Here is a 25,016-nt window from a genome sequence, read left to right as displayed (position 1 = left end):
CTTGATGGGGGAGGCTGGGAGGGGGTGGAGCCGCGCGCTCTGATGTCGCAAACACCCTCATCCCTTCAGCGCCCCCGACATGGTGCCCTTGGTGAAATATTTGAGGATGAGCGGGTAGATCGCCAGGATCGGCAGGATGGTGATGAAAATCATCCCGGCCTTCAGCGCGCGGATGTTGATCTGCGCCAGCCCGATATTGTTGTTGGCATTGTTCGCCCCGACGATGGCGATCTTGTCGCCCTCGATCACGAACTGCCTGAGCACCACCTGCAGCGGCCATTTGGTCTGGTCGTTGAGGTAGATCATTGAGCGGAAAAACTCGTTCCAGTGCAGCACGAAATAGAACAGCGCAATGGTGGCGAGCGCGGGCTTCGCCAGCGGCAGCACGACCATGAAAAAGGTCTGGAACGGATTGGCGCCGTCAAGCTCGGCGGCTTCCAGCAGTTCCTTCGGAATCTCCTCGAAGAAACGCACGAGGATGATCAGATACCAGGCGCTCACGGCCTTATAGAGGATCACCGACCAGGGCGAATTAAGGAGCCCCATCCTCTTCATTAGAAAATAATCGGGAATGATGCCCGGCTCGAAAACGATGGTGACGAGCACCATCAGAAAGATCAGCCGACGTCCCGGCAGGCCGGGCCGCGACAGGCCCCAGGCCATCAGCGCCGTCCCCATCACGCCGATGAGCACGCTGGTCGTCGTCATCCAGATCGAATTGAACAGCCCGCGCTGCACATTGGGGTGCTGCAACAGCAACGTCCACACATCGAGCGAGAACCCATCGGGAATGATGGAAAGCCCCGAAAATCCGGCCACCTTGCTCGGATCGGTAAACGACAGCGCAAGCAGGTTCAACAGCGGCTGCAGGGTAAAGACCACCAGCAACAACAGCGTTGAAACGATGAGCACATACTCGACCCGCTCGAGCGGGCTGCGGCGCACGGAATTGGACATCACCACACTCCCTTGCCGGTCAGCTTCTTGCTGACGAGATGCGACGTAACCACGAGGATCATGCCAATGACGGCCTTGAAGAGGCCGGCGGCGGTGGCGAGGGCGTATTCGCCCGTCGAGAGGCCCAGTCGGTAGACATAGGTGTCCAAGATATCGATGGTCGAAGCGTTGACGTCGTTCTGCATGTTGATGACCTGGTTGAGGTCGGCGCTGAGGAACATGCCCATGTTGAGAATGAAGAGCGTCGCGATGGTCGGCACGATGCCGGGAATGGTGACGTGCCAGATTTTCTGCCAGCGATTGGCCCCATCCATTTCGGCGGCTTCATAGAGCTGCGGATCGATGGCGAAGATGGCGGCGAGGTAAAGCAGACTGTCCCAACCTGCCGAGCGCCAGATTTCCGAGATCACCAGCACCCAGCGAATGGTGCCGGTATTGGTCATGTAGCTGACGGGCTGGAAGCCGAGCGCGGTCTGGATCTGGTTCACTGCGCCATCGGTAGGTGAGAGCAGGGCGATGAACACGCCCGAGATCACGACCCAGGAGAGGAAGTGCGGCAGATAGATCGCCGACTGCAGTGTGCCGCGCAGCTTGCCGCTGCGGATTTCATTGAGCAGCAGCGCCACGATGATCGGTACGGGGAAAACGAAGAGGATCTTCATGCCCGAGATGATCAGCGTATTGGCGAGCACCTGATAGAAGATCGGCGACGAGAACAGGACCTGAAAGTTCTTCAGCCCCACCCAGATATTGGGCGGGATGATGCGGACCTGCTCGAAAGCCATCTTGGCTTCCCAGATCGGTACGTAGTGCCAGATGATGAAGAAGATCAGCCCGGGCGCCATCATGGCGTAATAGGGCCACCACTGTCGCACTTGCGCCCCGAATGAGCCGCTCGATGCTAACAGTCTGCTAGCGGACTCCTGTCCCTTGCTGCTCGTCTCTGCTTTGGGAACGTTCCCATTTTTCGATACGGCAAGCGGACCAGCACTTGGTTCTGCCATCAGTCAGATCCTCCCTACCCCACCAGTTTGCGGGGTTCGCGCGACAGATCGGCGAGCGAGGCCCGATCGATCAGCCGGCAAGGCATATAGACGCGGCCGTGTTCCGGCCGTCCTTCGATTTCGTCAAACAGGCTCTCCACCGCCCGCGCGCCGATATCTCGGCCCGGCTTGGCAATGGTGGTGAGACCCGGAAAGGTAAAAGCCCCCGAGGGGATGCCGTCGAACCCAAGGATCGACACATCTTCGGGGCAGCGCAGCCCGCGTTCGCGCACCGCCATCATGGCGCCGATGGCCATCATGTCATTGGCAGCAAACACGCAGATATGCCCAAGCCGCGGCCGATCGAGCAGCCGCAGCATGGCGAGACGCCCACCTTCAAGCGTATATTCGCCATCCTCTACAATGAGTTGCGCCGGATCGACATCCCGCTTGATGCTGTGCCGCTGCACCGCATTGAGAAAGCGCGTCCGCGCCAGGCGCGATTTCGGCCCGACGATCAGCGTCGGCGCATGATGCCCCTTGGACACCAGATGATCGAGCCCCAGTTCAACTGCCTGGGTAATGTCCGAACCCACGCTCGACACATCGGCAAAGCGCTCGGCGCTAGACCCGATCAGCACGAAGGGCAGGCCGAACTTGTCGAGATCATCAAGCGCATCCGACACCGGATTGACGATGGCCCCATCGACGCGTGCTCGGCGCAGCGCCCGCAAGTGGCTCTCTTCCTTGGCCGGGTCCCAGTCCGAGGAAAACACCAGCAGCGAAACATCCGCTTCCGCCGCGCGATCGAGCGCACCACGCGCCACGTCGGCCCAGAAGGGGTTGGTAATGTCAGGAATGACGAGACCAAGCATCCCAGAACGCCCGGATCGCATGCCAACTGCTAGGTGATTGCGCTCATAGCCCACCGCCTTGGCGGCCGCGAGCACGCGCTCGCGCGTCTCATCGAGAATGCTTTCGGCACCCGCAAGCGCCCGCGCCGCGGTGCTTTTCGACACCCCGGCTCGCTCAGCCACATCGATGATGGTAGGCCGGCGCTTGCGCAACGGCAGATCCTCCTTGGTCAATTTCATGACCTTCGTGGGAACGTTACCACGCGTTAGCGTTATGTCAACCACCTCACAACCAATTCGCCGCAGCGTTAACGAGGTCGTCAGGAAATCCGGCCTCGTTCAGCCAGAAAATCGAGCAAGGCGCGGATGCGTGAGGGCAGGGGACCGCCCTGTCCGACATAGACGGCGTGGAACGATTCCATCTCGCCATTGTCGAGATGCGCCAGCACCCGCTTCAACCTGCCAGCAGCGATATCGCCGCGCACCGTGAAGTTCGAAAGCCGCGCCAAGCCTACCCCCGCCAGCGCCAGATGCCGCATGCCCTCGCCATCATTGGTCTGCACCCACTGGGCCGGCGGCACCACGATGTTTCGGCCATCCTCGCGCAGCGGCCAGCCATCCACCGTCCGAGCATAGCCAAAACCCAGACGATTGTGCCGCTCTAGTTCGGCAATCGTCCGCGGCTCCCCGCAGCGCTCAAGATAGGCGGGCGAAGCGACGATGGTCGGCGTTGTCTCGCCGAGCTTGCGAGCCACAAGGCTCGAACTCTTCAATGGCCCGGCCCGCACCGCAACATCTGTTCGCTCGGCAAGAAGGTCCACCACCAGGTCCGTCTGCACAATATCGAGCGTAATCCCCGGAAATCGCTGCATGAATTCCGGCAAGATCGGCGCCAGCACATGATTGGCATAGGAGGCGCTGGTATTGATCCGCACCCGTCCCACCGGCTGCTCCCCCATGCCCGCCGCTTTCTCGGCCTCTTCTAGATCGGCAAGAATATCCCGCGCCCGCTCATAAAAGGCGGAGCCCTCCGGCGTCAGCTGCAATTGTCTCGTCGAGCGATTGAGCAACCGCGTCCCCAGCCGCTCCTCCAGTCGCGCAATCAGCTTGCTCACCGCCGAAGGCGTCATCCGAAAAGCCCGCGCCGCCGGCGAAAACCCGCCCAGCTGCACGACGCTGACAAACACCTCCATCTCGCCGGACCGATTAACCTCCAACCGCGCCATGATGACTTCAACTCACAAGTGCTGTTCTTTCCTGCAGTCTAATTCACCCAAACAGTCCGGTCTATCTTACCGCCAACCGCATCCAACAACACGGACCCCACCATGCCCTTGGCACTTTATGCCCTCACAGCCGGTGCTTTTGGCATCGGCGTCACCGAATTCGTCATCATGGGACTGCTTCTCGATGTCAGCCGGGAACTCAATGTCACCATCGCCGCCGCCGGCCTGCTCATCTCCGGCTATGCGCTCGGCGTCACCATCGGCGCGCCGATCCTGACTTCCCTCAGCGCGCGCTTTCCGCGAAAGCATGTTCTTGTTGGCCTCATGGCCATTTTCATTGTCGGCAATGCCGCCTGCGCGCTGGCGCCAAGCTATGAATGGCTGATGGCCGCCCGCATCCTGACGGCCCTGGCTCATGGCACCTTCTTTGGTGTCGGCGCTGTGGTGGCGACGGACCTCGTCTCCAAGGACCGCCAGGCCTCCGCTATCGCCATCATGTTCACAGGGCTCACCGTCGCAACCGTGCTCGGTGTGCCGCTCGGCACCTGGCTTGGCCAGACCTACGGCTGGCGCATGACATTCTGGGCTGTGACCGCGGTCGGCATTCTTGCGTTGACCATCGTCGCCGCCCTTGTGCCGGCCGACCGCAGCAAGCCCGAAGCATCCGACTGGCGCGCGGATCTCCGCGTCATTGCCAGCGGGCCTGTGCTGCTTGGTCTTCTGACCACCGTCCTCGGCTATGCCGGCGTTTTTGCCGTCTTCACCTATGTCGCGCCGCTATTGACTGAAATCACCGGCTTTCCCGATAGCGCAGTCTCGCCGATCCTGCTGGTCTTCGGTGGTGGCATGATGGCCGGCAATCTTCTTGGTGGCCGCTTGGCCGATGGACATTTGGCCCGCGCCATTATTGTGACGCTTGCCGCTTTGGCGCTGGTGCTTGGCGTGACCACGCTGGCGCTCCACAACGGTATCGCCGCCGTGCTTTTTGCAGGTCTGCTTGGCGCCGCCGGCTTTGCGACCGTCGCCCCCCTGCAGATGTGGGTGCTGTCCAATGCCAAGGGCGCGGGGCAGAGCCTGGCGTCGAGCTTCAATATCGGCGCCTTCAATCTCGGCAATGCCATCGGCGCCTGGGCCGGCGGTCTGGCCATCGATCACGGACCGGGTCTGGCCTATGTTTCCCTGATTGCCACGATTTTCCCGCTGCTGGCGCTCGCCGTTGCTCTGGCAGCCGTTCGCTCCGGCCGTCCGGCCGTGGCGGCTGCAGTATAGATTCATGCGCCGAACGTCGCCGCTGCGCCCAGCCAATTTGAAACCGCAGCTCCGGCTCTGGATATCCATCGTCCGGGGCCACGCCCGCCTTGGCCTTCGCGCTCACGCTTGACACGTTGCGTGCTTCGATGATTAGTTCGTCACCACACCGAACTAATTAAGGTATCTGTCTTGAGTCAGGCAGTTCGCATCTCCCGCCAGTTCTCCCTGCGCTCCGTGATGGAGGCCATCGTTCAGAATGGCCCGATTTCGCGTGCGTCCATCGCCAAGCAGACCGGTCTCTCCAAGCAGACCATTTCCGAAGTGATGCGACAGCTTGAGGATGAGGGCTGGGTGCAGGAAACCGGACGGACCAGCGGGCATGTTGGCCGTACGGCGGTCACCTACGAGATCATTCCCTCTGCCGCCTATATCGGCGCGGTGGATCTGGGTGGCACCAAGGTGCGGGTCGCCATTTGCGATCTGTCCTCGCGCGTCATTGCCGAAATGATGGAGCCGACCCACCCGGAAGGCGGAGATGCCATCGTTGCCCAGATCGGCCGGTTGACCCGGGAAGTGGCCGCCCAGGGTGGCGTTGCCATGGACAAGTTGCGCATTGCTGTTGTCGGCGTGCCCGGCGCGCCGCAGGCCAAGACCGGCCGCGTGCTGCTGGCGCCCAATATTGCCGGTTTTGACAAGATGGATGTCGCTTCGGCGCTGGAAAAAGCGCTCGGCTGCGATGTCATGCTCGAAAATGACGTCAATCTCGCTGTGCTTGGCGAAAGCTGGCTCGGCGTGGGGCAGGGGCTCGATAACCTTGCCTATATCGCGCTTGGCACCGGTGTCGGCAGCGGCTTGATGGTCAATGGCCAATTGGTTCGTGGCGCCGGCAATGCGGCCGGTGAACTCGGTTTCTTGCCGTTCGGAGCCGATCCCTTCGAACCGGAATCGCTACGCGCCGGTGCCTTCGAGCGCCTGACCGCCTCCTATGGCATTGTCGCGCGCTATCGCGTCCTGGCCGGCATCGATGCCACCGTGCCGGCGATCTTCGAAAAGGCCAATGCGCATGAGGCGCATGCGGTGGCCGTGCTCGAGGAAACCGCAAGGCTGCTGGCACGCGGCATCGGCGCCATTGCCGCCATCACCAATCCCGACAAGATCATTCTTGGCGGCTCCATTGGCAGTCGTCGGGAGCTGGTGGCGCGGGTGATCGGCGTCCTGCCCGCCTGTTTCCCCTATCCCGTCGAAGTGGAGGCCAGCGAACTGGGCGATCACGCCGCCCTAGTCGGCGCGACGGCCATTGGTCTCAGCCATCTTCACAACACGCTCTTCGGCGCCGATGCGCCGGAATCGCGCATTTCCTTGCCGCCCGCCAATGCCGTTTCCATGCGCGAGGCCCTCAAGTGAGCCCGCTTGGCAATCAGCTGCGCGCCGCGCTCGATAGGGGCGACGCCATTGCGCTGCTGCGCGGTGCCATCGGCCGGGACAGTGTCACCGGCAATGAAGCCAATTTCGTTTCCTATCTCGCCGAGCAGATGCGCGCACGCGGCGTCGGCAATGTCGAAACGGCAGATTTTCTGCCCGGTCGCCCCAATGTCTGGGGCACGCGAAAAGGCAGTGGCGCGGGAAAGCGCCTGCTCTTTATCGGTCATACCGATACAGTCCATGTCGAAGGCTGGCGCGAGCATTGGGCTGGTGATCAGCGCGAGGACCCCTTTGGCGCCCCGCTCATCGATGGCGAAATCTGGGGCCGTGGTTCCGGCGATCTCAAGGCCGGCATCTGCACGAGCCTGGCGGCGCTGAGCCTCCTTGATCGGGCCGGCATCAAGCTCAAAGGCGATGTAGATTTTGCCTTCGTCGGCGATGAGGAAAGCGGCGAGCCGGGAACCGGCGTTTCCGCCGGTGTGAAAGCCCATGCCGCCCGCATCGCCTCGGGCGAACTGCCACGGCCCGATTTCGTCGTCTATACTGAGCCGACAAAACTCGCCGTCTATGCCGCTCAGATCGGCTTTTTCATCGCCGATATCACGATCACCGGAAAATCAGCCTATTTCGGCGTGCCGGAACTCGGCCATGACGCCCTCAAAGCCAGCCATGCCGTCATGTCCGCCCTCTGGGCCCATTCCGACGCCATTTCGGCGCGGGCGGAGCACAAGCTTGTCGGTCGCGGCTTCCTGCTCATCACCACGCTCAATGGCGGTGGTTTCATCGCCGTGCCGGAGCGCTGCACGCTCTCGCTGATCAGAAAGCTGCTGCCCGGCGAAAGCCTCGATGCGGCAGCGGCCGAACTCGAAGCCGTCATTCGCGGCGCCATTGCCGATCCCGAAATTTCAGTCGACATCGTCTATCCCGCCGGCCGCGATCACGCGTTGGGCGGAACGGCAGCGGAGATCGATCCAAGCCATCCCGCGCTCGCCATGCTGGGCGATGCGGTGGGGCAAGCCATACCCGGACGGGGCGGTGCCGAGGGGGCGCCTTTCTGGTCGGAAACGCCGTTCTTCGTCAACGGCCTCAATATCCCGGCGGTCTATTGCGCCCCGGGCGACATCAGCAATTGCCACACTTTTGAAGAGCGCGTCAGCGTCGAGGAATATCTCGCTGGCGTGGTGGCTTTTGCCGATTTCATGACCCGCTTCTGCGGGGTGGAAGGGAACTAGGATTTTCATCAAGGGAGCAAAAGATGAAGACCACAACCATGCTGGCAGCCCTGCTCGCCAGTACGCTTATCGCATCACCCGTCTTGGCCCAGACCATCGGCCCCAATGGCGAAACCGCGACCCCGAGTTCGGAAGTTGTCCTCACCGACGCTGACATCGCGGCGCTTCAGGGCAAGGGTTATAAGGCGGCCCTCCTCTGGCACACATCGTCCGATTTCATCAATGCCGTCGCCGCCGGCGCCAATGATGAATTCGCCCGTGCGGGTGTCGATGTCGTCGTCACCACCGACGCCGGTTTTGACGCCGCCAAGCAGCGCTCGGACATCGAAACTGCGCTTGCCGCTTCGCCCAATGTCATCCTCTCGCTGCCGCTCGATCCGGTCACCTCGGCCGAAGCTTTTCGTGGCGCCGTGGATGCCGGCGCGGAACTGGTTTTCCTCTCCAACCTGCCGGCCGGTTACGTCCACGGAACCGATTATGCTGCCATCGTCACCGACGATCTCTTCCAGATGGGCAAGCAGGCCGCTGATGTCCTCGCCGCAGCTATTGGCGGCGAAGGCAAGGTCGGCTGGATTTTCCATGATGCCGACTACTATGTGACCAACCAGCGCGACAACGCCTTCAAGACCACGATCGAAGCCGATTATCCCGGTATCGAAATCGTCGCCGAACAGGGCATTTCCGACCCGGCTCGCGCCGAAGAGCTGGCCAATGCCATGCTGCTGCAAAACCCCGATCTCGATGGCATCTATGTCACCTGGGCCGAACCGGCCGATGGCGTTCTCGCGGCACTGCGCAGCGCCGGCAACACCACGACCAAGATCGTGACTCTCGACCTCTCCGAGCCGGTCGCGCTCGATATGGTCAAGGGCGGTAATGTGGTTGGTCTCGTCGCCGACGAAGCCTATGAGTTGGGCCGGGCCATGGCCGCTGCCGGTCTCAAGGGTCTGCTCGGCGAAGAGGTGCCTGCCTTTGTCGTTGCCCCGGCTCTGACCGTCACTGCCGACAATGTCGCCGAGGGCTGGCAGCAGTCCCTGCATCGCGATGCGCCCGCTTCGGTGCTGAGCGCAAAGTAATATTCCGGCTCGGCCGGGCAGTTTGCTGCCCGGCCACCCCATGCAAGGAAACCTCGCCATGTCCGCGTCCAATCCGGCCGCCCCGGCAAGTCCTGTCCGATCCCTCCTCGCGCGGATCAATCTCCAGCAATATGTCGTCTATGTCGGGTTTCTCGCCATATTCCTGTTCTTTGCCGTGGTGCTGCGCGATAGCGGATTTCTCACGCAGCGCAACCTCGTCAACATCATCCTGCAAACCGCCCCCGCCACGATCATGGCCATTGGCCTCGTCTTCGTGCTTTCGGCCGGTGATATAGATCTGTCCTTCGGCTCCACCGTCGCCGTCTCGGCCCTTTGCGCCGCCATGGCCATGGCCGCCATGCCTGCCGCCGCTTTTCCGGTCGGCATTTGGGCCGGTCTTGGTGTAGGCCTCCTCGTCGGCGCCATCAATGGCGTGCTTATCGCCTGGCTGCGCCTGCCATCCTTCCTCGTGACCCTTGCCACGATGGGTCTCGTCGCCGGCATTGGCCGCTCGCTCACCCAACTGCGCTCCATTCCCGTCACCGATCCGCTCTTTACCGGCATCTTTGGTTCCGGTTCGCTCTTCGGCGTGCCATCCCTCGTCATCTGGACGGTGGTTGCCGTTGCCATCGGCCATGTCGTCTATCGCCAGACCCGTTTCGGCGCTCACGTTCTCGCCACCGGCGACAATGCCCGGGCCGCGCAGGTCACTGGCATCAAGGTTTCGCGCATCCGGCTCTGGGTGTTCATGATCAGCGGTGGCCTCGCGGGTCTTGCCGGTCTTCTCTATGCCGGGCGCCTGCAGGCGGCCAAATATACGCTGGGCGAAACCGACCTGATGACGGTTATCGCTGCGGTCATCGTCGGCGGCACGCTGCTCAATGGCGGCAAGGGCTCCGTTATCGGCGCGCTCGTCGGCTCGCTGCTCATGGGCATGCTCAACAATGGCCTCATCCTCATGGGGCTCTCTGTTTCCGATCAGATGATCGTTCGCGGTCTCATCATTCTCGTCGCAGTCGCCGTGTCGCTGCGCGAAAAGACTCGCTGAGGTAACAAACTATGTTTCTCGACGTTCTCCGCCGCCGCAATCCACGCTTCATCGAAGCGGCCATGGCGCTGCACCAGTCCGGCCAGATCCCGGCCAATTCCTATGTGCTTGATCTCGATGCGGTCGAAGCTAATGCCTGTATCCTCAAGACCGAGGCCGACAAGAACGGCCTCAAAATCTTCGCCATGACCAAGCAGGCCGGGCGCTCGTCCAGCTTTTGTCACGCGGTTCAGCGCGGCGGCATCGAAAAGTCTGTAGCCGTCGACATGGCCTGTGCCCGCGCCACCCATCGCGCCGGCATGCCCGTGGGGCATCTTGGCCACCTTTCCCAGGTCGCCCGCGCCGAAGCCGATGCCGCAGCCCATACCTTCAGGCCTGACTACTGGACCGTCTTCAACGCAGAAAAAGCGCATGAGGCTGGTCGCGCCGCGCATAAGGCGGGCTATCGCCAGAACCTCCTCGCGCGCATCAAGGCCGACGGCGACACCTTCTATCGCGGCCATGAAGGTGGGTTCGACGCTGCCGATATCGCTGACGTGGCCAATGGCTTTGACCGCATCGAGGGCGGCCGCTTTGCCGGCATCACAACTTTCCCGGCTCTGCTCTTCGATCACGAGAGCCGGAAAGTGAAGCCGACACCGAACCTGACCACGCTTTCTCGCGCCGCTGAGGCCCTCCGCCGCGCCGGTCACCACGACATCGAGGTCAATGCTCCGGGCACAACCTCATCCGTGCTGTTGAAGGGTCTTGCCGAAGCGGGCGCCACCCAATGCGAACCGGGCAATGGCATTCACGGCACCACGGCCCTCCATGTAGTAGAAGACCTGCCGGAACTACCCGCCGTGCTCTACCTCACCGAAGTGTCCCACCTCTCGGGGGGGCGGGCCTATTGTTTCGGCGGCGGATTTTACATTGATCCGATCTTCCCCGACTATCCCGTCAAGGCGCTGGTCTCGCCCGAGCCCACGACCGATGCCGCTTCTCTCCTCGAAGTCGAAATCCCGCCGCCATCGGCCATCGACTATTATGCTATGATCGACGCCACGAGTGCCCGCGTGCCGCGTCCCGGTGACACGGCCGTCTTTGGCTTCCGGGGGCAGGCCTTTGTCACCCGCGCCTATGTCGTCGGCGTTTCCGGTATTGCCTCGGGCAAGCCAAAGGTTGAAAGCATCGAGAACGGGTTTGGCGAGCCCGAAAGCTGGCCGGTGTAGGAGGGAGACATGCTCGATACCGCAAGCGCTCCCGTGCTGGAGCTGAGCAATATCCGTAAGGCCTTTGGCGGTATTGTCGCCATCGAGGATTTTTCTCTTGATGTGCGGGCCGGCGAAGTCGTGGCCCTTGTCGGCGATAATGGCGCCGGCAAGTCGACGCTCATAAAGATCATCTCGGGCGTGTATGCCCCAACCTCCGGCGCCATCCGCATCGATGGCCAGGAAGTCTCCATGCCCAACGCCACGAAAGCGCGGGAACATGGCATCGAGGTCGTCTATCAAGACCTGGCTTTGGTCGATCAGCAACCTGTCTATATGAACTTGTTCCTTGGCCGTGAACTCACTAAAGGGCCGTTCCGCGTCCTCGATAGACGCCAGATGATCGCCGAAACCGACCGCCTCGTCACCGAACTCGATGTGCGCATTCCATCGGCCCACGCCACGATCAGCGATCTCTCTGGCGGCCAGCGGCAGGGTATCGCCATTGCCCGCGCCACCCATTGGGCGCGCAAGCTGGTGCTGCTGGACGAGCCGACCGCAGCCCTCGGCGTCGCGGAAACCGCCAAGGTCGAAAAAACCGTGGTGGCCCTGAAATCGCGAAATATAGGCGTCCTGATCATCAGCCATAGTCTCGACCAGGTCTTTCGTCTCTCCGATCGCATCTGCGTGCTGCGCCGCGGTAAGCAGATTGGGGTGCGCGAAACCGCCAACACCGACAAGAACGAAATCGTCTCGATGATCACCGGCGTATAGGCTGTTTGATATCTGGTGCGCGGGCTCGGGCCCGCGCCATTCAGAGTTCGATATCGAGCGGCGCTGCCTCTTCGGGGGCGCCGTCTTCCGCCTTGGCACTTTCCGCCAGTTCCTGGGCTTGGGCAAAAGCTCTGGCATAGCCGGCATAGTCGAACATCTGGATCATGAGAGAGTCGTTGTTGCCCGTCTTGTGTTTGTTGGCCGTGACCGAGACACCACAATCGAGCTGGCCAAGTTCCAGAAGCTCGGCATTGATGTCAGAGGGCGCTGGCAGGACCACATAGCCGCGCACCTGGATATTGCCCGCTATGCTCGGGAGCCATGGCCTCGACACTGCCTTCGACGGGTGTCCAATAGCCCTGGGCCCCCACGGAGGGCGCGCCGCAATGCTGCACATCGCTCTTGCCTCGGCTCGATCCCGGCGTTTCCCGCGAGTGCCAGCGGATAAAGAACTGACCGGGCATGCCCTGGTCCGCCAGGTTTTCTGCCCCGTACTTCTTGGGTAGACCCGCAAGGATATCCTCGGCTGGCATGGTGTCGGCAGGCTTGCCGACTTCGCGCGATCAGGAACACGATATCGCCGGCCTTGGTTGGTTCGTAGATCAGCGTGGTGGCTTCTGAAAGTGTCGCGTCGCGATAGGAAATCTCATTGCTGAAATAAGGCGGCTGGCGCTGGCCCTGCTGGCGCTCATAGACGGCGGCAACCTCCATATGATCGCGGATGATGGCATCCGCTTCTTCGAGCGACTGGCCCGGTTGCTGCCCGACAATGTCCCATCCCTCTGGAATATCAGAACCGCCCTGAGCGCTGTTTGCCGCTGTGAGTGCTTCGAGTTCTGCGGCGGTGGTTGCCGTGACGGGCGGGTCGCCCGGATACCAGGCGCTGTCGAACCGCGTTCTGATCAGCGGCATGGGCTTGCCGCCTTCGGGATGCGCCACGACCTCGACGCTATCGACGACGAGATCGAGCCCGACGCCGTTGCCCGCGCCGCCGGTCCCCGGCATGACGACATCTTCGATGCGGATGAGTGCGCCGCTGCGAACATCCGCTTTCAGGCCCAGCGCTTCGATGCGGGTAGGGCGCAACGCCATTGCCACAGACCCCCGCCTCCATGCCTGGGTATTTCGAAATAGACACCACGGTGCGATAGAGCAGGCGTTTGTCGTCCAGTACATCGCTGGACCCGGGCCGGATGAGAAGCCCCTGACCGGGCTCGAAAGCATCGAACTGGACGGGATTGGTGATCCTGATGTGAAATTTCAGATTTGCCGGATCGGCCACGAATGCCTTGGCTTCGTCGAGCAAGGTCTGGCGGTAGTTTGCGAGGATGGTTTCGCACTCGACCGCATTGCCTTTGTCATAGGCAGTGATGAGTGCAAAATTGTCGCCAAAATCGGCGCTGCGGGCGCCGCGGCTGAACCAGGTCTGCAGCACGCCGGACTGGTCGAGAATGGATGGATCCTTGGCCAGGGCAATCAGCGCAAAATCGCGATCGACTTCCTCAAAATGTGCGATATTGACTCGCATCAATGGCGATCGGAGGCGACGGCACTGCCGATTGCTCCAGCACGGCCTGCATCAGGGCGACATTGATCTCGTGGCTAGCCTGGCCGGGATTGTCGCCCAGAAACCGCGCAATCGCGGCACGCGTCTTGCCACCAGCAACCCCGTCGGGCACGCCGGCATTATAGCCATGCTTCGAAGGGCCCGCCTGCAATTGCGCTACTTCAGCCGGCGATAGCAGCCGTTCGGCGGCGAGAGCGGCGACCGCCGACGGGGTCTGCGCAAAACTTCCACCCGCCTGCGCATGCCGGAGATGGCGCCGCCATAGGCCGAAGGATTGGTCGCGGCGGATTTGAGAAAGCAGACCCCTGGCTGAGGTATTTTAGGTGAAAGCCTGGCATTGGGCGTCGGCCGCACAGGCGGCCATGCAACCGTCGAGCACGATACCCTTGAGGGCGGGATCGCTCATGCCAGAACGGAAATCATTGCCCGGTAGGTCGCATCGTGCAGCAGGTCGAACCCGGCTTGGCCCTTGGCGCCATGGCGATGGGCGTCTGCGTTGCGGGGGAACCGCCACCGAGAAGCGCGCTACGCTCGCCCGGCGTCAATGTGCCAGTTGGCATGGCGCCGATGGATTGCTGATAGTTCGCTGTCGCCTGGCGCGTCCGCGGCCCCATGACGCCATCGGGAACCCCGACATCATAACCAAGATTGGCAAGCTGCCGCTGTACCTCCAGAACGCCCGGATCGGTCTCTGGAGCGCGCACGAGCGGCAGGCGCGAACCGGGCGCCGCCGGCGCGTTCTCGTTCATGATGGTGATCAACGTCTGAAAGAAGTCCTGCGACTGCGTCGGCGCAATCGGCAGCAGGGCCAGCACTATCACGCAGCAGAATCGAAGCCACCCAGACATATCAACGGGCTCCTCGCGCCGGTTGAACGCGGCGGGCCGTCCCGCCTGGCGAGCGGATAGCCTAGCCCCGCCGCCAGTGCGTCGGAACTGATCAAGGTCCGAGTTTCTTTCGGCCTAAAGCAGGTCGCACGAGGCAGATGACGACGGATGGGAATGACCACCCGTCGATGGCATCGCGCTAGATCGCGGCCTTTATATTCGGAGTCGCCAGCTTCGGACGCGGCCTTGCGGCAATCTGCTGCTGCGCAATAAGCAGGCAGGCTTCGGCGCAGGGCATCGGCCGGCCGATAAAATATCCCTGTGCCGTCTCGACGCCGAGTTTGCGTAGGGCTTCGAATTCGACGGCCGTTTCCACGCCTTCGGCCAGAATCTGGCTCTTGGTCTCGCGGCCGAAATGCACAAGGGCAGCCGCCAGGGCATGGCGCGCCAAGTCATCCTGGATGTTCCGGGTGAGGCTGATGTCGAGCTTGATGATATCGGGCTGCAGCGCCAGGATATGACGCAGGCTGGCATAGCCGGCACCCGCATCGTCCACGGCGAGACGAACGCCGTTGACTCTGATCTCGTTCAGGGCGCGGCCAAGATCTTCGTAGTCCGAGACGCTGGCATGTTCGGTGATTTCGACGACGACCCGCCGTCCGTCCTTGCCTTTGATGGATTCCGCCACGGCGCCGGAAATGATCGTTTCGGGCGAGACGTTGAAGGTCAGATAGATGTCCTTGGGGAAGAGATCGAGCAGCGCAAGGCCCTTCTGGACAGCCATCATTTCGAGTTCGATGCCGAGACCGACGGATGCAGCCATGGTGAACCAGATATCAGGCGTCCAGCCTTCGGGGCTGGCAAAGCGCGACAGGCATTCGAACCCAACCAGGCGATGATCGGCGATCCGGTAGATAGGCTGTACGACGATGGAGAGTTCGTCGCTGGCAAGGACGCGCTGGATCCGTTCGAGATTGGTTCGGTGCTCGGTCGTCGCGTCGATTTCGCGACCGATGAGAACGGCCGTCAGTTCGGCGACGGCGCGCATCATCTTCAGGTCGCGCATATTGAGAGAAGGCTGCGGCTCTGTGCTGATGCAGCAGAACATGCCGTGGGTCGTGCCATCCTGCAGCTTGATGGGAACGCTCATATGGGCGCGAATGCCCATATCGGTGGTGAAGGGCATGCTGGCTGCGAAGGGCTCGTCGAGAACATCAGGCATCAGCTCCGGCAGGCGGCCTTCGAGGATGTGCCGGCAATAGACATAATCGAGCGGCATGGAGTCGCCGGGCTTGATGACATGTTCAAGCCCCGGAGCGTCGACCTCGCGGAAATAGGAACGGTCGCCCACGAACTCCGAGACATAGGCCACCTGCATCCCGAGGTGCACGCGAACGGCTTCGAGCGCGCGTCTCAGCGAATATTCCGCCTTGTCGTCCAAAGCGGTCGTCAGACCCTTGAGGTCGAAAATGTCCGGCTCTGCACTCATGACCAACCCCTGCTTCCCAGCCGCAGCGAGGCCTCGAATTTTCAGGCGAGAAGCAGGAACCCCCTGCCATTCGCAACAGGCCTGACGCTAGGCGCTACGGAGATACTCCAAAATAGCATCATAGAGGCAAAGGCTTAAACGTGTGTTGCCATGTTTTCATGCATTTGAACGGGTCGCGTTAACTAAGTCTTAAAGTCTCTGAACAGTTCGTTAAACTTTTCTTAAAATTGTGCTAAAACCCTTTCTGCGGCGTCGCCAGTAGCGGCGCAACCATGGCGGGGTTGTTATGCAGTCTGAGTTTGCGTTCTTGGTGCACCCGAGAAATACGCTGCGGGCAGATATGGGGATATTGTTCGGTAAGCCGTTCTCTCTGGTTCCCGAAGTCATTTGGAGAAGTGCTCTAAAGCATCTCCCGGTTCCGCCGATGGTCACCGGCAAGATGTCTCGGGTTGATCTGCCTGGCAAAGTTGTCGGCCGGATCATCACTGTTCCCCTTACGCCAACCCAGTTGCTGACACTGCCCCGGTCGCAGGTGCAGGGCCGTATTTCTGCAGCGATCGACAAGGCGCGCGATCTTGGCGCCTCCGTCGTGGGTCTTGGCGCGCTGACCGCGCCGGCCTCCGTGGGCGGCCGGGCCTTTGCCAAGCGCCAGGATATCGGCGTGACCAACGGCAATGCCTTTACCGCCGCGATGACTTTGCAGGCCATCGAAAAACTCCTGGGCTCGCTCGGTCATGATCCCCTGATCGCCATTGTCGGTGCTACGGGCAGCGTTGGTTCATGCCTGACCCGGCTCTATGCCCGCCAGCATCCGGGCCGCCTCCTGCTGGTTGCGCGCAACGAGAAGCGTCTTGAGGCGCTGGCTGCCGATGTGCGCCGTGACGGTGTCGAAGCCAGCGTCAGCACGGACATGGCCGATGTCGCCAAGGCCGACCTCGTCGTGTTGCTGACCTCTTCTCCCGATGCCCTGCTGCGCAGCGAGCATCTCAAGCGCAATGCCATCGTGCTCGACGACACTGTGCCGCGCAACACCGACGAACGCTTGCTGACCGAGCGTCCGGACGTGCTGATCGTGGACGGTGGCCTCGTTGAAATTCCGGGCTTTGATCTGCGCGGTTCGATCGCACTGGCGCCCAAGCTGGCCTATGCCTGCCTTGCCGAAACCATGCTGCTCGCCCTTTCCGGTCACCACGGGCATTTCTGCATGGGCGACGCTCAGGTCGATCAGGCCGAGTACATCCTGAAGCTTGCGAAAGAACACGAGGACCTCGGCTTCCACCTCGCGCCGTTCCGCTCATTCGGGAAGCTGGTCGAGGGCGTACCGTCCAGAACATTCGCACCGGCAGAGGAACAGGTCACATGCGCCGCATAGTCATCCTGGGTGGCGGCTATGCTGGCCTCCATGCCTTTTCGGTTCTGCGTTCGCGCCTCGGTGCCCAGCTCGCGCGCGGCGAGGTCGAACTGACCCTGGTCTCGCGCGACCGGCACCACACCTATCATGGCTGGACGGGCGAAGTGCTGTCCGGCGACCTGGCCGTGGGCAGCACGCTGACCCCGCTCGAACCCATCCTGGGCAATAGCTTTATGCAGGGCGAAGTCGTTTCGGCCGACCTGCCGGGCCAGTCGCTGACCGTCGAAAGCGAAGGCAGCAAGCGCGAGATCCGTTTCGAGCATCTCGTGATCGCCGCTGGCTCCATCGATCCGTTCGATCGCATTCCCGGATTGGCCGAGAACGGCTGGTGCGTGAAGAATTCGCGCGACATGCAGAAGCTCGTGGGCGAACTCGAAAGCCGCGACGCGACGGCGCAGGGAACGCGCAATGTGGTCGTGGTCGGCGGTGGCCTTGCCGGTGTCGAAACCGCTTCGGCTCTCGCCGCGCGCTATGGTCGAGCCGGTTCGGGCAAGGTCAATGTGCACTTGGTCTCGTCGAGCGAAGCGCTTCTGCCCTCGCTGCGTCCCAACTTCAACCATATCGCCGAGACGGCCACGCGCCAGTTGGTTGGCCAGGGCGTGCAGCTCCATCAGGGCGTACGGGTGTCGCGGATAGACAAGGACCATGTCGAGCTCGCCGACGGCAGGACGATTGCCTCCGATCTTTCCGTGGTGGCCGCCGGTGTGAGCTTCCGCGTCCTGCCTGGCACGGAATCCCTGCCGCGCAACGAGGCTGGCCAGATCATCGCCGATGACGATCTGCGCGTCCGCGGAAACCACAATATCTGGGTTGCCGGCGATATCGCTTCCGTGGCGCATCCTGGCACCGGCGAGCCCTGCCCGGCCAACGCCCTTTGGGCGATGAAGCAGGGCGATTGCGTGGGACGCAACATTGCCCGCACCATCAAGGGTCAGTCGGTCAAGGGCTTCAATTTCCGCGGACTTGGGCAGGCCGCAGGCCTTGCCGGCCAGCGTGGCGTCACCGAGCTTTGGGGGCTGCAGTTCACCGGTCGTCTGGCCTGGGTGATCCGCGTCCTGTTCTTTGCCTGGTTCATGCCGTCGCGTCGCGGGGCCCTCTCGGTGCTTTCACACCTGTCCCGAAACGTATGGGGCGCCGCGAACGGCCGTGCCGCCCAGGCGCCTGAGCATCCGCCGGCCTTGCCCAATCTGTCGGGGCGTCTCCGGTAAGACTATTGCATGCGGAGCGGCGCCTTGGCGCTGCTCCGCATCGCTTTTCGAGTGGTCTTTCGATCAGGCTCGCAGGCTGCGGCCTGAAGCACCGTCAAAGACATGGATCTGGTCCGCGGCAATACGGGCCGTAAAATTGCCGTCTGGTTCGGGAGCTTGCATGCTGTCGATGACGGCGGTGAGTTCGTGCCCGACATAGCGGAAGACGATGTGTGCCTGTGCACCCGTCAACTCGGTCAGCACCACGGCACCGGCCAGCGAACCGCCGCCGGTGCCGGCAGGGTTGAGGTGTTCGGGGCGCAGCCCGACCTTGATGGCCTGGCCATCCGTCACTGCGAGGCCGGCAGGCAATGGCAAGGCGTCGCCATCGGACATGACGGCAGTGAAGGTTTCGCCGGAACGGCGCGCGGTGGCGTCGAGCAGGTTCATCGCCGGTGAGCCGATGAAACCAGCAACGAACGTATTGGCGGGACGCAGATAGAGCTCCATGGGCGAGCCTTCCTGCTCGATCTTGCCGCCATTGAGCACCACGACGCGATCGGCCAGTGTCATGGCTTCGATCTGGTCGTGGGTGACATAGATCGCGGTCCGGCCAACCTTCTTGTGCAGCATCTTGATCTCGGCGCGCATCTGCACGCGCAGTTTTGCGTCGAGATTGGACAGCGGCTCATCGAAGAGGAAGACGGAGGGATCGCGCACCACGGCGCGTCCCATGGCGACACGCTGGCGCTGGCCGCCGGAGAGCTGGGCCGGCCGGCGGTCGAGAAGCGCGGTGAGGTCAAGCATGCGCGCCGCCTCGTCGATCAGCGGCTTCTGCTGGGCTTTGCTCATGCCCGAGAGCTTGAGGTTGAACCCCATATTCTCGGCCACGGTCATATGCGGGTAGAGTGCATAGGACTGGAACACCATGGCGATGTTGCGGTCGCGCGGGCTGAGGTCATTGACCACTTCGCCGCCGATGGAGATTTCTCCGCCCGTGACTTCCTCCAGTCCCGCGATCATGCGCAGCAGCGTGGACTTGCCGCAGCCCGAAGGGCCAACCAGGGCGACAAATTCGCCCTCGGCAATATTCAGATCTACGCCGTGAATGACTTCGACGCCGCCAAAAACCTTGCGGACGCCATTCAGTTCAACCCAACCCATGCAGTCCTCCCTTATTCCACCCACGGCGTGCTGACGGGGTTGAGCCCCATGAACACGTTCTTGAAGGTGCTGTATTCGTCAAAGCCGTAGTGACCCATTTCGCGGCCGATCCCGCTCTGCTTGAAGCCGCCAATGCCCATTTCCGGGGCGCCGCCACCGGCTGAATTGATCCAGGTGCGTCCCGCGCGGACCTGGCGGATAGTGCGCATCGCCTTGGTGATGTCGCGGCTCCAGATGCCGGCCGAAAGGCCGTATTGGGTGTCATTGGCGAGCGCGACCGCCTGTTCCGGTGTCTCGAAGCTGAAGGTCGCAAGCACCGGTCCGAAAATCTCGTCGCGGGCAATGCTCATATCGGTGTCGACCGCGTCGAATATCGTGGGCGCGTAATAGTTGCCGACATTGCTCAGCCGCTCGCCGCCGGTGACGAGGCGAGCCCCAGCCTTGCGCCCGGCATTGACGTAGGACTCAACCTTTTCCAGGTGCGGCCGGTGAATGAGCGAGCCGACATGCACGTTTTCGTCGAGCGGGTCGCCGATCACGACCTTGTCGGCGATTTTGGTGAGGCGCTCGAGCATTTCCTCGCGGGCCGGTGCTTCAACGATCAGACGGCTGCCGGCAATGCAGGCCTGGCCGCCCACGCCGAAAATCGAGCGGGCGACGGCGTCGGACGCCGCTTCAAGGTCGCTATCGGCGAAAATGATCTGCGGGCCTTTGCCGCCGAGTTCGAGCCCGACGCGCTTGATATTGGAGGCTGCGAGGCCACCCACGATCTGGCCGACGCGGAAGGAGCCGGTAAAGGACAGGAAGTCGGTCGCCGGGTGTTCGGCAAGAAGCTGGCCCACCGGGTCGCCATAGCCGGTGATGACGTTGAAGACGCCATCGGGCAAGCCGCAATCGCGCGCCAGTTCGGCCATGCGGATGGTGGAGCCGGAGGTGAATTCGCTTGGCTTGACGACCACGGTGCAGCCGGCGCCAAGAGCCCACGGCACACGTTCCGAACCGATCAGCAGCGGGAAATTCCACGGCGTGATGATGCCGACGACGCCGACAGGCTCGCGCAGCATCAGGCCGATGGCATTGTCGCCGAGACTATTGTGCGTTTCGCCCGTCAGGCCCTGAGCGTGGCCGGCGGCATAGCGCCAGAATTCGGCCGAAGCGCCCATTTCGCCGCGCGCCTGGCGGATGGTCTTGCCCACTTCGAGGCATTCGATCACTGCCAGCTCTTCGCGGTGTTCGTAGATGGCTTCGCCAACCCGCGCCAGGATGCGGCTGCGTTCGCTGCCTGACATGCGTGGCCACGGACCCTCATCGAAGGCGTGCCGTGCCGCGAGAATGGCGCGCTCGGCATCGCCTTTCGTTGCCCTGGGAATTTCCGAAACCACGAGATCGGCATAGGCCGGGCTTTCGCGGGTAATGGTTTCTCCGCTCTCCGCCTCCACGGATTTGCCGTCGATCAGCATCTGGTAGCGCCGCTTCTGGGTGAAGCGGGCATCTTCACGACGCGGTTCGACGAAGGCGGTCCTCTGGCTGGACATGAGCAACTCCCTTTAATCTAGGCAATTTTTTCGAGCAGGGCCGGATCGATCGCGTGGCGCAGCGGCTGGCCGGTCACGAAGCGCTCGATCTCGTCGACCGCCATATCTCCCAGCCGTTCGCGTTCCATGCCGACTGCGCCAGCAATATGTGGCGTCAGCAGCACATTGGGCAGATCGTAAAGCGGCGAGGCCGCGGGCAGGACTTCGGGCTCGGTGACGTCGATAACGGCATCGATGCGCCGCGATACCAGCTCCGCAGTAAGTGCGTCCTGGTCGACGAGGCTGCCGCGCGCCGTATTGATGAAGGTCGTGCCATCGCCGAGCAGAGCCAGACGTCTGGCATCGATCATATGGCGGGTGCTTGCGAGGGCCGGAGCGTGCAACGAAACCACATCGCTTTGCGCGAGGAGGTCATCAAGGGACACGAGTTTTGCACCCAAGTCCTTGGCTACGTCGGGCGAGAGATAGGGATCGGCGAGCAGCACGGCGAAATCGAAGGGGCGCAACAGGTCGAGAACCAGCCGGCCAATATGGGAGGCCCCGACAATACCGATCGTCTTGCGGTAATTGCCGAGGGAGGATTCCATGACCGGATGGCGCTGCAGGCCTTGGCGCGTTTCGCGATAGAGATCGCGCAGGAAAAGCACGCGCTTATTGGCCAGCAGAATGCAGGCCAGCGTAAATTCGGCCACCGGAACGGCGTTAGCAGCGACTGCATTGGTCACGGCAATACCGGCTTCGTAGATGGCGGGCGAGACGAAGCTTTTCACCGTGCCGGCGCCATGCGCCACCATGGTGAGTTTGGGCATGGCGCGCAGCGCTGCAAGGTCCAGTCGCGGACAGCCCCAGCCGGTAGCGAGGATATTGACCTTGGACAAAAGCTCCCTGCTTTCTGCTTCTTCGAAGCTGCGAACCGGCCGGGGGTTAGGAATGTCGCAAAAGGCGCTGAGCCGCGCGAGAGCGGCGTCGGAATAGACCCCGCGCGTCAACGAGGGATCGTGGGCAAAGGCCAGTATCGGTTTGCCGCCGGTCCTGTTGCGTGCCTCGTGCATGTCGCGTCCTCGGTCATACTGGTGCTTTTCGCACCCTCGAGGAGCCTATTGCATGCGTTACGCAAATTCGCAAGTGTGTTACGCAAATTTCTTAAGTTGCGGAAATTTTCGCAATTGTGCCGCCTTCGGTGGAGGTGACGGCACTTTCCACCTGGATTGGCCTTGCATTGGGCTGGCCCAGACGGCGTAGAACCAGGGCAATTGCTTCCTGTCCCATGGCGACGCAATCCACCTGCATGGTGGAGAGTTTGGGGGTCATCAGAGAGGCCGCCGGCAGGTCATCGAAGCCTACCACGGAAACGTCCTGCGGGATGCGGAAATGCGCGGCTTCGAGGGCGTGCACAACCCGGACTGCGGCCATATCGTGCACGCAGAAAATGCCGGTCCAATCGGCGGTGCCGGCCTGGCGTTCGGCTATTGCGGTGTGGAGTTCGTCATCGCCGAGGCGGATATCCACAACCCTTCCTTTGGCGCCTTCAGTATCGTCCACAGCAGCTAGAAAGCCCCGCTCGCGCTGGGTTGTCGTCCACCGATGTTGATCCCGCACATGCAGCAGCGACCGATGTCCGGCCTCCAACAGTCGGCGCGTCGCCCAATAGGCGCCGTAGTAATTATTGGGCGCGACGCAATCGAACCGCATCAGCGGGTCGAAGGCGTTGACGAGGATCAGCGGCCGCGAAGGGCCGAATTGCGACAGCACTTCGTCGGGCGGGTCGATGCCCATGACCAGCGTCACGGCTACCGGGTCTGGGCCGGCATCGCGCTCGAGACGGGCGAGATCGAGCGCCTTGTCGTGGCTCAGGCGAATTTCGAGAGTGAGCTCGGCCTCTCGAGCGGCCGTTTGCATGGCGTCGATAAGCACATTGTAGAAGGTCGCAAGCCCACCAGTTGCGGCATTAGTGGTGACATACATGCGAATCGTCCGGCTTTCCGGCTCGCTGCTGCCGCGGCTGCGATAGCCCATTTGGTCTGCAAGCTGCAGGATTTGCGTGCGCAATTCTGCGCTTATGCCCCTGGAATTGGACAAGGCCCGGGAGACCGTGCTGACGGAGACCCCTGCAATCCGCGCCAGTTCGACCTGATTTGCTGACCTTGCCATAGATTTAGAGCGCTCCGCCGGGACTTTTGCGGACCATAGCTGCGCAACCCCTGGCAAGCAACCGCAACAAATGTTTTGCGCAAAGAGCAATTTGCGCATTGACACGGAAATTTGCGTATGATGCTTTACGGCTATCTCGACGCCGCAGGCCGGGCGCAGTCAACGCGGCCTGTCGTTCCCACGCGGTCAAAAAGGGGCGGGACGCCCGAACGCGCTGGGGTCGAGTGGATGCATTTTCGGGGAGGACCGAATGACCAATTTTACTAAGCCCGATTTCCGCCTGGGCCGGCGCGGCTTTCTGAAAGCCGCTGCTGCCGGGCTTGCTACGCCCGCTTTCGCCAGCCTGCCGGGCATTGCCCAAGCGCAGGAAACCGTCAACCTGACCTTCTGGGCGTGGACGCCGCGCACCGAAAATCAGGTGGCCCTGTTCATGGAGAAATATCCCCATATCAAGGTGACGCTGGAAAGCATCGGCGGCGAAGACCAGAACACCAAGCTGCGTGCCGCCCTGCGCGCCGGCTCGGGGTTTCCCGACGTGGTCCAGGCCGAATTCCAGCGCTTGCCTTCGTTCCGCGCCGTCGATGCGCTCCTCGACCTGACGCCCTATGGTGCTAATGACGTCAAGGATCAGTTCGTTGATTGGTCCTGGGAATCGGTGAGCGATGCTGCCGGTGGCGTCTATGCCATGCCATGGGATTCCGGTCCGATGGGTCTGCTCTACCGCGCCGATCTGTTCGAAGCTGCCGGTGCCGCCGAAGTTCCGGGCACCTGGGCCGGCTTTGCTGAACTCGCCAAAAAATATGCCGTCGACAATCCGGGCAAATTCCTCACCAATTTCGGCGCCAACAATGGTGGCTGGATGATCGGCGTGCTCTGGCAGGCGGGTAACAAGCCCTTCGCGCTCAATGGCACCGACATGACCATCCGCATCAACGATGAGCCGGCCAAGGCCTGGGCTGCCTATTGGCAGGACCTGCTCGATGCCAAGGCCGTCGACCTGACGCCCAACTGGACGCCGGAATGGTTCACCGCCTTCGACAATGGCACCATTGCAAGCTGGATCGCCGCGGCCTGGAGCCCGGTGCAGCTCACCAATGTGGCCAACCAGAGCGTCGGCAAGTGGCGCGCCGGCCAGTTGCCGCAGTGGAAGGAAGGCGAGTTCGCCACCTCCAACTGGGGTGGCTCGACCTTCAGCGTCATCAAGCCGACGGCGCATCCGGAAGAAGCGGCGCTATTCGCAACGTTCATGGCCACCGATGGCGAGGCGACCCGTCTCTACAATACCGACCAGTTCCTGTTCCCCGTGCGCAAGGAGCTGCTGGCCGACAAGGATCTGATGGGCACGCCCTCCGAGTTCTACGGCGGCCAGGCGGTCAACGAAGTCTTCGCGGAAGCCGCCGAGCACGTCATCCCGGGCTACCAGTTCTCGCCCTTCCATGACGTGTTCACCAGCGCCCTGCAGGAAAATGTCGGCGCCGCCGTTGCCGGCAATGGCACGCTCGCAGATGCGCTCGATCGCACGCAGGAAGCCATGGTCACCTATGCCAGCGAGCAGGGTTATACCGTTATCACCTAAAGTCCTCCCAGGACCTCCGGGCGCGCCGCCTCCCCGTGGCGCGCCCGACCTCTTTCAAGCGCAGCGCCCTGCGGAAGTTTTCTGCCGCCCAAGGAC

At 62.2% G+C, this 25,016-nt stretch carries 23 protein-coding genes and 1 pseudogene; 10 read left to right on the top strand and 14 right to left on the bottom strand.

The genetic code is table 11. The annotated features are described in order from the left end of the window. Positions 1–57: 57 nt before the first annotated feature. The 4 genes from J7557_RS16550 to J7557_RS16535 all read right to left on the bottom strand — a co-directional run bounded on the left by J7557_RS16550 (position 58) and on the right by J7557_RS16535 (position 4,020). Positions 58–957 carry a carbohydrate ABC transporter permease gene (locus J7557_RS16550; protein ID WP_291421152.1) on the bottom strand — a complete coding sequence of 300 codons (900 nt, stop codon included), beginning with the start codon at positions 955–957 and terminating at the stop codon, positions 58–60. Then, a complete protein-coding gene (locus J7557_RS16545) occupies positions 957–1,832 on the bottom strand; it encodes a sugar ABC transporter permease (RefSeq protein WP_291421151.1) in 876 nt (291 codons plus the stop codon). Before J7557_RS16545 ends, J7557_RS16550 begins: the two co-directional genes overlap by 1 nt. A 143-nt stretch (positions 1,833–1,975) precedes the next feature. Continuing rightward, complete coding sequence (locus J7557_RS16540; protein ID WP_291421150.1) at positions 1,976–3,034, bottom strand: LacI family DNA-binding transcriptional regulator; 1,059 nt, start codon at positions 3,032–3,034, stop codon at positions 1,976–1,978. Positions 3,035–3,114: 80 nt separating this feature from the next. Beyond that, on the bottom strand, positions 3,115–4,020 hold the full coding sequence (locus tag J7557_RS16535) for a LysR family transcriptional regulator (RefSeq protein WP_291421149.1): 906 nt from the start codon (positions 4,018–4,020) through the stop codon (positions 3,115–3,117). A 102-nt stretch (positions 4,021–4,122) separates the two neighbouring features. Between J7557_RS16535 and J7557_RS16530 the strand changes: the two genes are divergently transcribed. The 7 genes from J7557_RS16530 (at position 4,123) to J7557_RS16500 (ending at position 12,013) form a co-directional block, all read left to right on the top strand. After that, the gene (locus tag J7557_RS16530; protein ID WP_291421148.1) at positions 4,123–5,289 is read left to right on the top strand and encodes an MFS transporter; all 1,167 of its coding nucleotides are present in this window, start codon (positions 4,123–4,125) and stop codon (positions 5,287–5,289) included. Between the two features lie 171 nt (positions 5,290–5,460). Beyond that, the gene (locus J7557_RS16525) at positions 5,461–6,675 is read left to right on the top strand and encodes an ROK family transcriptional regulator (protein WP_291421147.1); all 1,215 of its coding nucleotides are present in this window, start codon (positions 5,461–5,463) and stop codon (positions 6,673–6,675) included. Then, positions 6,672–7,925 (top strand): M20/M25/M40 family metallo-hydrolase, encoded by a 1,254-nt coding sequence (locus tag J7557_RS16520; protein ID WP_291421146.1) that lies wholly within the window; start codon positions 6,672–6,674, stop codon positions 7,923–7,925. Before J7557_RS16525 ends, J7557_RS16520 begins: the two co-directional genes overlap by 4 nt. A gap of 23 nt (positions 7,926–7,948) precedes the next feature. Next, positions 7,949–9,001 carry a substrate-binding domain-containing protein gene (locus J7557_RS16515; protein ID WP_291421145.1) on the top strand — a complete coding sequence of 351 codons (1,053 nt, stop codon included), beginning with the start codon at positions 7,949–7,951 and terminating at the stop codon, positions 8,999–9,001. Between the two features lie 58 nt (positions 9,002–9,059). After that, the gene (locus J7557_RS16510; RefSeq protein ID WP_291421144.1) at positions 9,060–10,049 is read left to right on the top strand and encodes an ABC transporter permease; all 990 of its coding nucleotides are present in this window, start codon (positions 9,060–9,062) and stop codon (positions 10,047–10,049) included. 11 nt (positions 10,050–10,060) lie between these two features. Then, complete coding sequence (locus J7557_RS16505) at positions 10,061–11,260, top strand: alanine racemase (protein WP_291421143.1); 1,200 nt, start codon at positions 10,061–10,063, stop codon at positions 11,258–11,260. A 9-nt stretch (positions 11,261–11,269) separates the two neighbouring features. Next, positions 11,270–12,013: an ATP-binding cassette domain-containing protein gene (locus tag J7557_RS16500; RefSeq protein ID WP_291421142.1), complete on the top strand. Its 744-nt coding sequence runs from the start codon at positions 11,270–11,272 to the stop codon at positions 12,011–12,013. Positions 12,014–12,053: 40 nt separating this feature from the next. Here J7557_RS16500 and J7557_RS16495 read toward each other — a convergent pair whose 3' ends face one another. The 5 genes from J7557_RS16495 to J7557_RS16475 form a co-directional block, all read right to left on the bottom strand. Further along, positions 12,054–12,347: a hypothetical protein gene (locus J7557_RS16495; protein WP_291421141.1), complete on the bottom strand. Its 294-nt coding sequence runs from the start codon at positions 12,345–12,347 to the stop codon at positions 12,054–12,056. Beyond that, positions 12,320–13,105 carry a hypothetical protein gene (locus tag J7557_RS16490; protein ID WP_291421140.1) on the bottom strand — a complete coding sequence of 262 codons (786 nt, stop codon included), beginning with the start codon at positions 13,103–13,105 and terminating at the stop codon, positions 12,320–12,322. Before J7557_RS16490 ends, J7557_RS16495 begins: the two co-directional genes overlap by 28 nt. Positions 13,106–13,515: 410 nt before the next feature. Then, the gene (locus J7557_RS16485) at positions 13,516–13,731 is read right to left on the bottom strand and encodes a hypothetical protein (RefSeq protein WP_291421139.1); all 216 of its coding nucleotides are present in this window, start codon (positions 13,729–13,731) and stop codon (positions 13,516–13,518) included. 268 nt (positions 13,732–13,999) lie between these two features. Continuing rightward, positions 14,000–14,428: a peptidoglycan-binding protein gene (locus J7557_RS16480; protein WP_291421138.1), complete on the bottom strand. Its 429-nt coding sequence runs from the start codon at positions 14,426–14,428 to the stop codon at positions 14,000–14,002. A gap of 178 nt (positions 14,429–14,606) precedes the next feature. Continuing rightward, the gene (locus tag J7557_RS16475) at positions 14,607–15,896 is read right to left on the bottom strand and encodes an EAL domain-containing protein (protein WP_291421137.1); all 1,290 of its coding nucleotides are present in this window, start codon (positions 15,894–15,896) and stop codon (positions 14,607–14,609) included. Between the two features lie 439 nt (positions 15,897–16,335). Between J7557_RS16475 and J7557_RS16470 the strand changes: the two genes are divergently transcribed. Together J7557_RS16470 and J7557_RS16465 are read left to right on the top strand one after the other, a co-directional pair. Beyond that, entirely contained in the window at positions 16,336–17,268 is a 933-nt protein-coding gene (locus J7557_RS16470) for a polysaccharide biosynthesis protein (protein ID WP_291421136.1), read from the top strand. Then, on the top strand, positions 17,256–18,515 hold the full coding sequence (locus tag J7557_RS16465) for an FAD-dependent oxidoreductase (protein WP_291421135.1): 1,260 nt from the start codon (positions 17,256–17,258) through the stop codon (positions 18,513–18,515). The genes J7557_RS16470 and J7557_RS16465 overlap by 13 nt, the downstream gene beginning before the upstream one ends. A 63-nt stretch (positions 18,516–18,578) precedes the next feature. Here the strand turns inward: J7557_RS16465 and J7557_RS16460 are convergent, their stop codons facing one another. From J7557_RS16460 to J7557_RS21505, 5 genes and pseudogenes are all read right to left on the bottom strand, one after another. Next, positions 18,579–19,658 carry an ABC transporter ATP-binding protein gene (locus J7557_RS16460; protein WP_291421134.1) on the bottom strand — a complete coding sequence of 360 codons (1,080 nt, stop codon included), beginning with the start codon at positions 19,656–19,658 and terminating at the stop codon, positions 18,579–18,581. Positions 19,659–19,669: 11 nt separating this feature from the next. Next, entirely contained in the window at positions 19,670–21,193 is a 1,524-nt protein-coding gene (locus tag J7557_RS16455) for an aldehyde dehydrogenase family protein (protein ID WP_291421133.1), read from the bottom strand. A 17-nt stretch (positions 21,194–21,210) separates the two neighbouring features. After that, the gene (locus J7557_RS16450; protein ID WP_291421132.1) at positions 21,211–22,245 is read right to left on the bottom strand and encodes a hydroxyacid dehydrogenase; all 1,035 of its coding nucleotides are present in this window, start codon (positions 22,243–22,245) and stop codon (positions 21,211–21,213) included. Between the two features lie 91 nt (positions 22,246–22,336). Next, on the bottom strand, positions 22,337–23,209 hold the full coding sequence (locus J7557_RS16445) for a substrate-binding domain-containing protein (protein ID WP_291421131.1): 873 nt from the start codon (positions 23,207–23,209) through the stop codon (positions 22,337–22,339). Continuing rightward, positions 23,210–23,344: pseudogene (locus J7557_RS21505) on the bottom strand (LacI family DNA-binding transcriptional regulator); the annotation flags it as partial. Between the two features lie 250 nt (positions 23,345–23,594). On the opposite strand from J7557_RS21505, the gene J7557_RS16440 reads away from it, so the two are divergent. Then, on the top strand, positions 23,595–24,920 hold the full coding sequence (locus J7557_RS16440; protein WP_291421130.1) for a sugar ABC transporter substrate-binding protein: 1,326 nt from the start codon (positions 23,595–23,597) through the stop codon (positions 24,918–24,920). Positions 24,921–25,016 lie beyond the last annotated feature (96 nt).

Source organism: Devosia sp. (assembly GCF_017744655.1).
In the GTDB taxonomy this organism is placed as follows: Bacteria; Pseudomonadota; Alphaproteobacteria; order Rhizobiales; family Devosiaceae; genus Devosia.
This window is presented reverse-complemented; position numbering and strand designations above follow the sequence as displayed.

Coding starts and splice junctions, on each gene's coding strand:
- J7557_RS16530 (WP_291421148.1), top strand. CDS start 4,123: ATGCCCTTGGCACTTTATGCCCTCACAGCCGGTGCTTTTGGCATCGGC.
- J7557_RS16450 (WP_291421132.1), bottom strand. CDS start 22,245: ATGCACGAGGCACGCAACAGGACCGGCGGCAAACCGATACTGGCCTTT.
- J7557_RS16505 (WP_291421143.1), top strand. CDS start 10,061: ATGTTTCTCGACGTTCTCCGCCGCCGCAATCCACGCTTCATCGAAGCG.
- J7557_RS16475 (WP_291421137.1), bottom strand. CDS start 15,896: ATGAGTGCAGAGCCGGACATTTTCGACCTCAAGGGTCTGACGACCGCT.
- J7557_RS16535 (WP_291421149.1), bottom strand. CDS start 4,020: ATGGCGCGGTTGGAGGTTAATCGGTCCGGCGAGATGGAGGTGTTTGTC.
- J7557_RS16480 (WP_291421138.1), bottom strand. CDS start 14,428: ATGTCTGGGTGGCTTCGATTCTGCTGCGTGATAGTGCTGGCCCTGCTG.
- J7557_RS16455 (WP_291421133.1), bottom strand. CDS start 21,193: ATGTCCAGCCAGAGGACCGCCTTCGTCGAACCGCGTCGTGAAGATGCC.
- J7557_RS16440 (WP_291421130.1), top strand. CDS start 23,595: ATGACCAATTTTACTAAGCCCGATTTCCGCCTGGGCCGGCGCGGCTTT.
- J7557_RS16490 (WP_291421140.1), bottom strand. CDS start 13,105: ATGGCGTTGCGCCCTACCCGCATCGAAGCGCTGGGCCTGAAAGCGGAT.
- J7557_RS16445 (WP_291421131.1), bottom strand. CDS start 23,209: ATGGGCTATCGCAGCCGCGGCAGCAGCGAGCCGGAAAGCCGGACGATT.
- J7557_RS16540 (WP_291421150.1), bottom strand. CDS start 3,034: ATGAAATTGACCAAGGAGGATCTGCCGTTGCGCAAGCGCCGGCCTACC.
- J7557_RS16460 (WP_291421134.1), bottom strand. CDS start 19,658: ATGGGTTGGGTTGAACTGAATGGCGTCCGCAAGGTTTTTGGCGGCGTC.
- J7557_RS16500 (WP_291421142.1), top strand. CDS start 11,270: ATGCTCGATACCGCAAGCGCTCCCGTGCTGGAGCTGAGCAATATCCGT.
- J7557_RS16515 (WP_291421145.1), top strand. CDS start 7,949: ATGAAGACCACAACCATGCTGGCAGCCCTGCTCGCCAGTACGCTTATC.
- J7557_RS16550 (WP_291421152.1), bottom strand. CDS start 957: ATGTCCAATTCCGTGCGCCGCAGCCCGCTCGAGCGGGTCGAGTATGTG.
- J7557_RS16510 (WP_291421144.1), top strand. CDS start 9,060: ATGTCCGCGTCCAATCCGGCCGCCCCGGCAAGTCCTGTCCGATCCCTC.
- J7557_RS16470 (WP_291421136.1), top strand. CDS start 16,336: ATGTCTCGGGTTGATCTGCCTGGCAAAGTTGTCGGCCGGATCATCACT.
- J7557_RS16465 (WP_291421135.1), top strand. CDS start 17,256: ATGCGCCGCATAGTCATCCTGGGTGGCGGCTATGCTGGCCTCCATGCC.